Source organism: Bittarella massiliensis (ex Durand et al. 2017) (assembly GCF_001486165.1).
Lineage (GTDB): Bacteria > Bacillota > Clostridia > Oscillospirales > Ruminococcaceae > Bittarella > Bittarella massiliensis.
Map to the genome: position 1 here is coordinate 533,361 of NZ_LN908977.1, position 11,114 is coordinate 544,474.

An 11,114-nucleotide genomic window follows, 5' to 3' on the forward strand; every position below is an offset into this window, starting at 1 on the left:
GGGGAGAGCCCCTGCTCGCCAGCAGAAGGGAGGAGTGCCCAGTGGATTGCCTTTTTTGCAAGATCGCAGGGGGGGAGATCCCCTCGAAAAAGCTCTATGAGGACGACTCGATCCTGGCCTTTTACGATGTCGATCCCCAGGCGCCGGTCCACTTTCTGGTCATCCCCAAGGCCCACATCGCCAGCTGCGACGAGCTGACTGAAGAAAACAGCGCCATTGTCGCCCACATCTTCGCCACCATCGCCAAGCTGGCGGGGGAGCTGGGGCTGAAAGACGGCTACCGCATCGTCAACAACTGCGGCAAGGACGGCGGCCAGACGGTGGGTCACCTGCACTTCCACGTGCTGGCCGGCCGCTCGCTGGCCTGGCCCCCGGGCTGATTGCCCTGCCCTCGCATATCCCTCGATTCAAAGAGCTGGACGCGTCTGCGTCCAGCTCTTTTGCACGCTTTCCCCCCAATTCGTGGGTGCGAACCCCAAGTGCACATCCATTTGCCGGGAGGTTCGCACCGCAGAATACCGGCCTTTTGCGGCGGAATGGAGAAGTCTGGGAAAAATGGGATTTGCATTTGACAGGATTTTGTGGAAAGAGTATCCTAAAGAGGAAAGCAGCGCCTTGTTTTTGTGCTGTTTTGCTGTCGTCCCCTCACGCAGGGGACGTGGATTGAAATCAAACTTCCACACGCTGCCGATTCTGTGCCCCCGGTCGTCCCCTCACGCAGGGGACGTGGATTGAAATATTTTTGGGGTAATTGCATATTCCAAAACAGGTGTCGTCCCCTCACGCAGGGGACGTGGATTGAAATAGGCCGTACTTTTCGCTTTTTCGACGATCTGGCCCGTCGTCCCCTCACGCAGGGGACGTGGATTGAAATCCTTCTCCATCCCTTATGACCTTTACCACGCTGTGTCGTCCCCTCACGCAGGGGACGTGGATTGAAATTGTAATCCCCCGCCGCCCATTTTCGAGATTAGAAAGTCGTCCCCTCGCGCAGGGGACGTGGATTGAAATCCGGTAGGTGTCGTCATCCTCCAGGTCGCTGCCGGTCGTCCCCTCACGCAGGGGACGTGGATTGAAATAAAAACATATCGGCATCAGGCTGGCCGCGACCATGTCGTCCCCTCACGCAGGGGACGTGGATTGAAATCAGAAGATACTTCCGGCCATAAATCTGGCGCATGGTCGTCCCCTCACGCAGGGGACGTGGATTGAAATAACATCACGGGAGCCGGGGGCAACCCGCACTACATGTCGTCCCCTCACGCAGGGGACGTGGATTGAAATCCCGACCATCTGCCCCATGCTCATCTTCACGCAGAGGTCGTCCCCTCGCGCAGGGGACGTGGATTGAAATACACCGTCGGACATGATCTGCCTTGATGGAATCGTCGTCCCCTCACGCAGGGGACGTGGATTGAAATCCGTGTGGCTGGGGTCCAGACAAGAGCAGGCCGTAGGTCTTCTCTCATTACAGCAGCCAGATTTAAGTTCTGGTGCCGTCTAGCCTTGATTTTTTAGACCCGTAAATACTCCATAGCAGAGACCCGACCTGAGATCGAACTATATAGCAGAATACAACCATAATTATGTACAAAATTATGGTTGTATTCTGCTCTTTATTGCGGTATAATATAATAGCGAAAGGAGCTGATAAAGATGCCGACTATTAGACCCATTGCAGATTTGCGCGACACAAGCAAGATTTCAGAGTTGTGTCACCAAAAAAATGAGCCAGTATATATTACAAAAAACGGTAGTGGACATTTAGTTGTAATGAGTATGGAGACCTATGAGAGACAGCTTGGACTCCTAGACGTCTATCGCAAATTAGGAGCCGCAGAAAAGCAAGTGGAGGATGGCGTGTCTCTTCTAGATGGAGAAGAAGTATTTGGGCGCCTACGTGAGAAGCATGGAAAATGATATTTACAAAATCAGATATACTCCATTAGCATTTGAGGACCTAGATTCAATAGACACTTATATATCAAAAACGCTTTATAATGAAGCAGCTGCAATTCGCTTACTTGATCAGATGGAGCAGTCTATCAGCCGGTTAGAACAATATCCATATACTGGGCCTGAAGTAGAGGATGTGTATCTTGCGTCTAAAGGCTATCGCAAATTGGTTGTCGAAAATTATTTAATCTTCTATCTCGTAAACAAATTAGAGAAAGAAGTTTTTATTATGCGCGTCTTGTTTGGCGCGCGGGAATACCATAACTTCTTGTGATGGCCTACTCCGACCTGAGGCCGGAAGGCGTTGTCCCCCCCGTGCGGGGGGCGTGGATTGGAATTGGGCTAAGACTGCGATCACCACCGCCGACGGCACTGTCGTCCTCCATTCGGGGACACGACCTAAAACTTCAGCACCTGCACAGATACAGCCGCCGTGCAAACTTCTTATCCCAGAGCACAATCCCCCGCACAAAAAAAAGAGCCGGAGCAGCATCTGCTGCTCCGGCTCCCTCTTTTTACCCACTTGATCTGTCAATTGAAGTTCAGACGATGACGTTGCGGGGCTCTCCCCGGCAGAAGGCGGCGATGTTTTCTCCCAACAGGTCGACAAGACGCTGGCGGGTCTCCAGCCCCTTCCAACCCATGTGGGGGGTGAGGACCACGTTGTCCAGGGTGTAGAGCGGGTTGTCCGGCCGGGGAGGCTCCTGCTCCAACACATCCAGTCCGGCCCCGGCGATCTGTCGGGCAGTCAGGGCCCGAATGAGGGCGGGCTCATCGATCAAGGCCCCACGGGAGGTGTTGATGAGGAAGGCGGTCGGTTTCATCTTGGCGAGGGCCGCCTCGTCGATCAGGTGGCGGGTCTGTTCGGTGAGGGGGCAGTGGAGGGTCACGGCGTCGCTCTCCCGCAGCAGGGTGTCGAGGGGGACATACCGCACCCCCTCCTCGTCGGGCCGAGAGGTGCGGGTGTAGGCCAGCACCTCCATGTCAAAGGCGTGGGCCAGACGGATGACTGCCCGGCCGATGTGACCGGCCCCGACGACCCCCAGGGTCTTGCCGTTGAGCTCCAGATGGTCGACCTGGAGAAACTGCTCAAAATTGCTGTGATCGCCCCGGCAGAGCATGGCCTGCTGCTTTTGCATGGAGGAAAAGAGGTTGAGCAGCAGCAAAAAGACGGTGTGTGCAACCCGCTGGGTGCTGTAAGCGGGGATGTTGCAGACGGTGATCCCCCGGGCCTTGGCGGCGGCCAGGTCGATGTTGTTGTAGCCGGTTCCCGCCTCGCAGAGGAGCTTGACCGAATCGGGGAACCGGCGGATGCTCTCGGCGGAGACGGGCATCTCCTTGGTCACCACAATGTCGTATCCCTGAATGCGCTCCAACAGTTGTCCCTCGTCGGTGGCGCCGTAGACGGTGACCTGGGAGGCGATGTGGGAGAAGTCGATTTTGCCGTCGTAGTTGATGCGGTCGGCGTTGAGGACCACAGTTTTATCCTTCACAAAAGTACCCTCTTTCTCTCTTTTTTACAGTTCGCCCCTGCCAAAACAGGCGCTTCATCTCTTCGGGAGTGGGGCGGCAGGCGGGATGAGCGGGGTCGTGCGCCGACGAGCAGGGCGGCCCGACGAACCCACCGTGCAGCCGCAAGCCCTTGCGGGCACAGCGGGGAGTGCCAGAGGGGGAGTGGCCCCCTTTTTTGACTTGGATTTCGCCGCCTGCCTATTTTGCCCACCCTTCCCACCGAAAAGCGCGCCGTTGAGCCATGGGCAGGGGGATGGTATGGGGGTGCGCAGCAGCCCGGCAATCGCCGCAGGACAGCCACATTTCTGCCATTATACCACAGGTGGCCGCCGGCGGTACAGGGGGGAATAAAAGTCACGCAAAAGGAAAAAATATACATAGAGGATGACCCTGAAACGGCCGCCGAAAAAGAGAACATGAACCCCCTGTGAACGCTGTCTGAAAAGCCGGAGGAGAAAATGAATTTTCCGTGATAAAGTGCCCCCATTTCTTGACAGGCCATGGGGAAACGATTACAATTGATTCAAGCAAGGTCGGCCCAATGCTGCCTCGGGCAGGGTGCCGTCCTTTCTTCTGTGGCTTATCCACCGAGTAATCAAGAGAAATGAGTGCGATCTGTAATGAAAATTCCCTTTTCTCCCCCGGATATCAGCGAACAGGACATCGCCAATGTAGTTGATGCCCTTCGTTCGGGTTGGATCACCACCGGCCCCAAGACCAAACAGTTGGAAAAGGACCTCTCCGCCTACTGCGGCACCGCCCACACCGCCTGCCTCAACTCGGCCACCGCCGCGCTGGAGCTCTCTCTGCGGGTGCTGGGCATCGGCCCGGGGGATGAGGTCATCACCTCTGCATATACCTACACGGCCTCCTGCAGCGTCATCTGCCACGTGGGCGCCACCCCGGTCCTCATCGATGTGGACGAGGGCAGCTACCACATGTCGGCTGCCAATCTGGAAAAGGCCATCACTCCGAAAACCAAGGCGGTCATTCCGGTGGACATCGGCGGGGTGCCCGCCGACTACGACGCCATCTTCTCGGTGTTGGAGGGGAAAAAAGACCTCTTCACCCCGGCTAGCGACCTGCAAAAGGCCATCGGCCGGGTGGCCGTGGTGGCGGACGCCGCCCACTCGGTAGGGGCCACCTACAAGGGCAGGCAGATCGGCTCTGTGGCCGACTTCACCTGCTTTTCCTTCCACGCGGTGAAAAACCTCACCACCGCCGAGGGGGGGAGTGCCACCTGGCTGGACTTTCCCGGCATCGACGGGGAGGAGATCTACCGCCAGTTCATGCTGCTCTCCCTGCACGGGCAGACCAAAGACGCCCTCTCCAAGACCAAGTTGGGCGCCTGGGAGTACGACATCGTCTCCCCGGCCTACAAGTGCAATATGACCGACATTTTGGCGGGCCTGGGCCAGAGCCAGTTGGAGCGCTATCCCCAGCTGCTGGCCGAGCGCCGCTCTGTGGTCACGCGCTACGACGCCGCCTTTGCCGGCAAGCTGGAGGTCATGCCCCACTACACCGGGGAGTACCAGTCCTCCGGCCACCTCTACCTGACCCGGATCCCCGGCTACAGCCTAGAAAAGCGAAACGCCCTCATCGAGCGCATCGCCGAGAAGGGGGTCGCTACCAACGTCCACTACAAGCCGCTGCCGCTGTTGAGCGCATACAAAAACCTGGGCTTTGACATTGCCGATTACCCCAACGCCTACGCCCAGTTTGTAAACGAGATGACCCTTCCCCTGTACAGCACCCTCACCGACGAGCAGGTGGAATATGTGATCGCAGCGGTCCTGCAAAGCCTTGAGGAAGATGTATGATACCAGGGAAACTGACGGGGGCGATGGACGCCCCCATCATCCACCAATACAGGGACAGGCTGCTCAAGAAAAAGGGGAGCCTTCTCTGCAAGCGGGCCTTTGACCTGATCGTCAGCGCCCTGATGCTCATCTGTCTGTCGCCGCTGCTGCTGGTGCTGGCGGTGGTCATCAAGTGCGACTCCCGCGGGCCGGTCTTTTTCCGGCAGGAGCGGATCACCACCGGCGGCAAGCCCTTTCGCATCTTCAAGTTTCGCACCATGGTACAGGACGCGGACAAGTTGGGCAGCGCCGTCACCGCTCCCGGCGACAGCCGGGTCACCCGGGTGGGGGACAAGCTGCGCACCTACCGGCTGGACGAGCTGCCCCAGCTCATCAACGTCTTTTTGGGGCAGATGACCTTTGTGGGCACCCGCCCCGAGGTGCCCCAGTACGTGGACGCCTACACCGATGAGATGCGGGCCACCCTGCTGTTGCCGGCGGGGATCACCTCCAACGCCAGCATTAAGTTCAAGGACGAGCAGACCATCCTCAACCAGGCCATGGAAGAGGGCTGCAGCGACATCGACCAGGCCTACGTCACCCGGGTGCTGCCCGCCAAGATGCGCTACAACCTGGAATACCTGCAAAACTTCGGCCTCGGGGAGGATTTCAAACTGATGTGGAAAACCGTCATGGGGGTTTTCTTTCACCAGGATTAAAACAGCAAAAAAGAGCGCGCGAACACCGTTCGCGCGCTCTTTTGTCGCCTGTCCCTCAGGCGCGGTAGAGGGTTTCGCCCTCGCGGATGGTCTCCACCACCCGGATGTCGCAGATCGCCATGGGGTCCACCTCCATGGGGTCCTGGTCGAGGATGACCAGGTTGGCCAGCTTGCCGGGGGCGATGGAGCCCTTTTCGTCCTCTTCAAAGTACTGGTAGGCGGCGTTGATGGTCACGGCCTTCAGCGCCTCCAGGGGGGAGATGCGCTCCTCTTTTCCCATGTCGGCTCCCGAGAGGCTGATGCGGTTGACCGCGCACCAGACGGTGCGGAGCATATCCGGCTCCAAGACGGGGGTGTCCTGGTGGAAGGTGAAGGGGATGCCCGCCTTTAAGGTGGAGGCGGCGGGGGAGATGCGGGTGGCCCGCTCCTGCCCCAGGTTTTTCAGGTGGGTGTCCCCCCAGAAATAGGTGTGGGCGACAAAGTAGGAGGGCATCATCCCCAGCTCCTTCATCCGGGGCAGCTGGTCGCCGGGGCGGACCGTCTGGGCGTGGATCATCACCGGGCGGCAGGTGTCTTTGTCCGGCAGGGCGGCCTTGGCCGCGGCAAAGGCGTCCAGGTACTGCTGCGAGGCCGCGTCGCCGTTGCAGTGGCAGAGCAGCTGCATCCCCTCGCCCATGGCGATTTTGCAAAACCGCTCCACCTCGGCGTCCTTGTAGATGGGGTAGCCGCAGTAGCCGTCCCGCTCGCCCTCGTAGGGGGCGGAGAGCCAGGCGGTCTTGCCCTGGGGCGAGCCGTCGAGGAAGATCTTGTAGCCGCCGATTTTCAGCCGGTTGCGGTACTGGCGCAGGTACTCGGGGTTTTCCTTGGCGATCTCCGCCTCGTCCTTCAAGTCGACATAGCCCACCAGGTCCAATTTCAGGCTGCCGTGCTCGGCCAGGGTGCGCAGCAGGGTGAAGTTCTGGTGCTTGACCATCCCCTCCTGAGCGGTGGTGATACCGTGTTTGAGATACACCTCCTGCGCCTTTTCGCAGAGGGCCAGCATCTGCGCGAAGGTGGGGGCCAGGCCGGAGGCGGAGGAGGAGAAGGAGATGAAGGCGTTTTCTTCCAGATAGCCGCTGAGCTCCCCGGTGGCGTAGTCCCGTCCAATCTTGCCGCCCTCGGGGTCGGGGGTCTGGGGGGTGTAGCCGCCCTCGTTTAAGGCGATGGTGTTGGCCACCCCCATGTGGCCCGACTGGTGGGTGATGAGCACCGGCCGGGTGGAACTGACCTGGTCGAGCACCTGCCGGGTGGGGTGGCGCCCCTCTTCGAGGCGGTTGTGATCGTAGCCAAAGCCGACGACCCACTGGCCGGGCTCCAGGTCCCCGCTGGCGACGGCCTCTCGCAGCCGCTGCACGATCTGCCGGTAGCTGGTGCAGTCCCCCAGGGGGACGGCGTGCAGGGTGTTTGCCAGCATGGAGAGGTGGCTGTGGGGGTCGATGAAGGAGGGGAGGAGGGTCTTTCCCTCCAGGTCCACCCGGCGGACACCGGCGTCGGCCAGCTGCTCCATGGCGGCGAGTGCGCCGGCCCCCAAAATGCGGCCGTCTGCCACCAAAACAGCCTCGCAGCGGCACTGGTCGCCGGGCTCCATGGTGTAGATGTGGCCGTTGTAGTAGAGCGTTTGTGACATATTGCGTTTCACCCTTCTTTTCTGTGCCGCCGGGAGGGGCGGCCGATATACAGTAGTCTAGTCTCCGGCCCGGAGAGATATGCCGGGCCGTGTTTTCTATTGTAGTGGGCGCTCCGGCGGCAGCTATGAAAAAATTGTAAATTCTGCGCGAAAAAAGGGACGCCCCCCCTCGGCGGTCGAGAGGGGGCGTCCCCGGCGGTGGCATTGGGCGGGTGGGTCAGTCGGCAAAGACCAGGCTGTCGTCGCTCATCTCCTTGATGACGGCCAGGCTCTCCAGCCGGACGCCGGTCCGGCGCACCAGCTCCCCGCCGTCCTGAAAGCCCTTTTCGATGACGATGCCGCAGCCGGCGATGGTGGCGCCCGCCTGCTGCACCAGCTGGATGAGGCCCAACAGGGCCTGTCCGCGGGCCAAAAAGTCGTCGAGGATGAGGATGTGGTCCCCCGGGTTGACAAACTTGCTCTCCACCTGAATATCAAAGGTGGTGCCCCGGGTGTAGGAGGTCACCTGGGCGGTGAGGATGTCCCCGTCCAGGTTCTTGGACTTGGTCTTTTTGGCAAAGATCACCGGCACGTTGCCGAAGTGGCGGGCGGCGATGGCGGCGATGCCGATGCCCGACGCCTCGATGGTGAGGATCTTGCTGACCGGCACCCCTGCGAACCGGCGCGCAAACTCCGCCCCGATCTCGTCGAGAAGGGGGATGTCCATCTGGTGGTTGAGAAAGCTGTCCACCTTCAAAATGTGGCCGGGCTTGACCTTTCCGTCCTGTAAGATGCGCTGCTTCAAGAGTTCCATAGGCGTCTTTCCTCCTGCATTCCAATTTCCAAAGTACCACCAGGATACCACGGCGGCAGGACAGAAAGAAAGGGGCAAACTGCTCACAAATTTGTCGATTTTTCGGGGGCGGTCTGGCACCGTTGGCATCTGTCCCGAAAAAAAGGCGGCTGTTTGACAGCGGCGGGGCATTTCGACGGCAAACCGTTTCCGCTTTTGAGGCGGTTTTTCGCGCCTCCCCGCGCAAAGTGGGCAAAATGGGCAAGGGAGAGAAAGCGCCCTGCGCGCCGGTCTGCTATACTGAAAAAAACAGAGAGGGGGGAGCGCCGTTGAACAGCGCGCGAAAACTGGCGGCAGAGGCGGTCGCCATCATCGAGGAGGAGCTGCAGCGCCGCATCCCGCTGGCCGAGTTGGCCGAACGGCTGCACTACTCCCCCTACTACCTGCAGCGGGCCTTTGTGGGGGCGGTGGGGCTGCCGCCCGCCCGCTACGCCCAGCGCCGCCGGCTGACCGAGGCGGCGCTGCAGCTCTGCTACACCCACCGGCCCCTGGCGGACATCGCCCTGGCGGCGGGGTATGAGAGCCAACAGGCCTTCACCGCCGCCTTTGCCGCCTTTTACAAGCAGCCGCCCCACGCCTTTCGGGAAGAGGGGCACTTTTACCCCCTGCAGCTTCGCCATCGCCCCCGGCAGCTCTCTGCCAGAGGGGCGCGGCGATTTGGCGCGGTGCGCCCGGCCCGGGAGGAGGACATCCCCGCCTGGACAGAGCTGGCCTTTTCCACGGTGGAGGGCTTTCCCCACCTGGAGGAGGAGGGGTTCGGCCGCGCCCTCGCGGCGGCAGTGGCGGAGGGGCGGGCCTTCCTCCTGCCCACCGGGGAGGGGGAGCTGGCGGGGGCGGTCATCCTGGGGCGCGCGCCCGGGTGGATCGATTACCTGACGGTGTCGCCCCACTGCCGGCGGCGGGGGGCGGCCCGGGCAATGCTCCGCTTTGCCGCCGCCCGCTGGCCGGGCAGCCCCCTCTACCTGACCACCTTTCGCGCGGGGGACCGGGCCGATCCGGGCTATCGGGCCGCCTTTTTGCGCCTGGGCTTTGTCGAGGGCCCCCTGCGGGTGGAATTTGGCTACCCCACCCAGCAGATGATCCTCTTTCCCCCGGAGGGGAGGCGGCGGGATGGGTAAAAAAACCGAGGGGGCCAACCCCCTGGACCGGGCTTTCGGCCCCGCCGCCCTGCTGCGCTTTGCCCTGCCCACGGTGGGGACCATGCTGTTCATGGGGCTTTACACGGTGGTGGACACCCTGTTTATCGCCCGGCTGGTGGGGACCGACGCCCTCTCGGCGGTGAACATCGTCTGCCCGGTCATCAACCTGACGGTGGGGCTGGGGACCATGCTGGCCACCGGGGGGAGCGCCCTGGTGGCGCGGGAGATGGGGGCGGGAAACGCCCTGGCCGCCCGCCGCAAGTTCACCCTGCTGGCCCTTTTCGCCGGGGCCCTCGGGGTGCTGATCGCCCTGGGTGGGCTGCTCTTTTTGCCCTCCCTCATCCGGGGGCTGGGGGCCAGCGAGCGGCTCTACCCCTACTGCCGCGACTACCTGGCCGTCATCCTCCTCTTCACCCCGGCGGGGCTGGGGCAGGTGTTCTTTCAAAACCTGCTGGTGACGGCGGGCCGTCCCGGGCTGGGGCTGGCGCTCACCCTGGGGTCGGGCTGCGCCAACGCCCTGCTGGACTGGCTCTTCATCGTCCCCGGGGGGATGGGGGTGGCGGGGGCCGCCCTCGGGACGGGGATCGGCTACGCCATCCCCGTGGCGGCCGGTCTCTGGTTTTTCGCCCGGGACGGGGGGAGCCTGCGCTTCGCCCGCCCCGGCGGCGGGTGGCAAGCGGTGGCCGAGAGCTGCCGCAACGGCTGCAGCGAGATGGTGGGCCAGCTGGCGGCAGCGGTGACCACCTTTCTCTTCAACGCCGCCATGATGGCCCGCCTGGGGGAGGAGGGGGTGGCGGCCATCACCGTCCTCATCTACTCCCAGTTCGTGCTCAGCACCCTCTACATCGGCTTCTCCATGGGGGTGGCCCCGGTCATCAGCTACCAGTATGGGCGGGGGGACCGCTCGGCCCTGGCGAGGACCACCCGCCTGGCCCTGGGGGCGGTGGGGCTCTCCTCCCTGGCGGTGTTCGCCGCGGCCCTGCTGGGGGGCGGCCGGATCGCCGCCCTCTTTGCGGGGGAGGACCAAGCGGTGGCAAATTTGGCGGCAGAGGGGTTCTCCCTCTTTGCCTACTCCTTCCTCTTCTCGGGGATCAATCTCTTCTCCTCGGCCTATTTTACCGCCCTGTCGGACGGTAGGACCTCGGCCCTGCTCTCCTTTCTGCGCACCTTCGGCCTGCTGGCGCCCGCCATCCTGTACCTGCCCCGGGTCTGGGGGAGGGCGGGCATCTGGCTGGCGGTCCCCCTGGCGGAGGGGGGCGCCTTCCTCTGCTCGGTGGTTTATCTCTGGCGGCAGCGCCGGCGGCTGGAGGGGGAGGGAGAGGCCCCGAGGGCGCCCCGCTGACCGGTCGCCCTCACTCTCACCCTTGCCTTCGCCCCCGTGCCCGGCGGTGGGAGGGAGGGCGCTCGGACTGTCGGGGGAAAACAGGCGGCCTCTCCGCCCTTTTGGGAATCAAAAAGGGGCGCTCCGTTGTCCCTCCCCAGTTGGTGGGA

Annotated in this window: 10 protein-coding genes and 1 CRISPR repeat array; of the genes, 7 read left to right on the forward strand and 3 right to left on the reverse strand. The window is 62.0% G+C overall.

Annotation, left to right across the window (positions count from 1 at the left end; genetic code table 11):
* Window positions 1-41: 41 nt before the first annotated feature.
* The 3 genes from BN3266_RS09480 to BN3266_RS09485 all read left to right on the forward strand — a co-directional run bounded on the left by BN3266_RS09480 (window position 42) and on the right by BN3266_RS09485 (window position 2,230).
* A complete protein-coding gene (locus BN3266_RS09480; protein ID WP_021658887.1) occupies window positions 42-380 on the forward strand; it encodes a histidine triad nucleotide-binding protein in 339 nt (112 codons plus the stop codon).
* A gap of 256 nt (window positions 381-636) precedes the next feature.
* Window positions 637-1,421: direct repeats of the CRISPR family, unit length 34 nt; unit sequence GTCGTCCCCTCACGCAGGGGACGTGGATTGAAAT.
* Between the two features lie 235 nt (window positions 1,422-1,656).
* Complete coding sequence (locus tag BN3266_RS13290) at window positions 1,657-1,920, forward strand: type II toxin-antitoxin system Phd/YefM family antitoxin (RefSeq protein ID WP_075109733.1); 264 nt, start codon at window positions 1,657-1,659, stop codon at window positions 1,918-1,920.
* A complete protein-coding gene (locus tag BN3266_RS09485; RefSeq protein ID WP_242861752.1) occupies window positions 1,889-2,230 on the forward strand; it encodes a type II toxin-antitoxin system RelE/ParE family toxin in 342 nt (113 codons plus the stop codon). Before BN3266_RS13290 ends, BN3266_RS09485 begins: the two co-directional genes overlap by 32 nt.
* Window positions 2,231-2,498: 268 nt before the next feature.
* On the opposite strand, the gene BN3266_RS09490 is transcribed toward BN3266_RS09485, so the two are convergent.
* Window positions 2,499-3,449 (reverse strand): NAD(P)-dependent oxidoreductase, encoded by a 951-nt coding sequence (locus BN3266_RS09490; protein WP_059004963.1) that lies wholly within the window; start codon window positions 3,447-3,449, stop codon window positions 2,499-2,501.
* 639 nt (window positions 3,450-4,088) lie between these two features.
* Here BN3266_RS09490 and BN3266_RS09495 point away from each other — a divergent pair.
* Window positions 4,089-5,288: a DegT/DnrJ/EryC1/StrS family aminotransferase gene (locus BN3266_RS09495; protein WP_059004964.1), complete on the forward strand. Its 1,200-nt coding sequence runs from the start codon at window positions 4,089-4,091 to the stop codon at window positions 5,286-5,288.
* Window positions 5,285-5,986 carry a sugar transferase gene (locus BN3266_RS09500; protein ID WP_059004965.1) on the forward strand — a complete coding sequence of 234 codons (702 nt, stop codon included), beginning with the start codon at window positions 5,285-5,287 and terminating at the stop codon, window positions 5,984-5,986. The genes BN3266_RS09495 and BN3266_RS09500 overlap by 4 nt, the downstream gene beginning before the upstream one ends.
* 55 nt (window positions 5,987-6,041) lie before the next feature.
* On the opposite strand, the gene BN3266_RS09505 is transcribed toward BN3266_RS09500, so the two are convergent.
* Both BN3266_RS09505 and BN3266_RS09510 read right to left on the reverse strand, forming a co-directional pair.
* Window positions 6,042-7,652: an amidohydrolase gene (locus tag BN3266_RS09505; protein WP_059004966.1), complete on the reverse strand. Its 1,611-nt coding sequence runs from the start codon at window positions 7,650-7,652 to the stop codon at window positions 6,042-6,044.
* Between the two features lie 217 nt (window positions 7,653-7,869).
* A complete protein-coding gene (locus tag BN3266_RS09510; protein ID WP_021658896.1) occupies window positions 7,870-8,445 on the reverse strand; it encodes a xanthine phosphoribosyltransferase in 576 nt (191 codons plus the stop codon).
* 308 nt (window positions 8,446-8,753) lie between these two features.
* Here BN3266_RS09510 and BN3266_RS09515 point away from each other — a divergent pair, with 308 nt between their 5' ends.
* Together BN3266_RS09515 and BN3266_RS09520 are read left to right on the forward strand one after the other, a co-directional pair.
* Window positions 8,754-9,602: a GNAT family N-acetyltransferase gene (locus BN3266_RS09515; protein ID WP_075109734.1), complete on the forward strand. Its 849-nt coding sequence runs from the start codon at window positions 8,754-8,756 to the stop codon at window positions 9,600-9,602.
* Complete coding sequence (locus BN3266_RS09520; protein ID WP_059004967.1) at window positions 9,595-10,965, forward strand: MATE family efflux transporter; 1,371 nt, start codon at window positions 9,595-9,597, stop codon at window positions 10,963-10,965. Before BN3266_RS09515 ends, BN3266_RS09520 begins: the two co-directional genes overlap by 8 nt.
* Window positions 10,966-11,114: the final 149 nt, after the last annotated feature.

Bases quoted from the DNA above. Each gene is read 5' to 3' on its own strand.
- BN3266_RS13290 (WP_075109733.1), top strand. From the start codon at position 1,657: ATGCCGACTATTAGACCCATTGCAGATTTGCGCGACACAAGCAAGATT.
- BN3266_RS09495 (WP_059004964.1), top strand. From the start codon at position 4,089: ATGAAAATTCCCTTTTCTCCCCCGGATATCAGCGAACAGGACATCGCC.
- BN3266_RS09500 (WP_059004965.1), top strand. From the start codon at position 5,285: ATGATACCAGGGAAACTGACGGGGGCGATGGACGCCCCCATCATCCAC.
- BN3266_RS09505 (WP_059004966.1), bottom strand. From the start codon at position 7,652: ATGTCACAAACGCTCTACTACAACGGCCACATCTACACCATGGAGCCC.
- BN3266_RS09510 (WP_021658896.1), bottom strand. From the start codon at position 8,445: ATGGAACTCTTGAAGCAGCGCATCTTACAGGACGGAAAGGTCAAGCCC.
- BN3266_RS09520 (WP_059004967.1), top strand. From the start codon at position 9,595: ATGGGTAAAAAAACCGAGGGGGCCAACCCCCTGGACCGGGCTTTCGGC.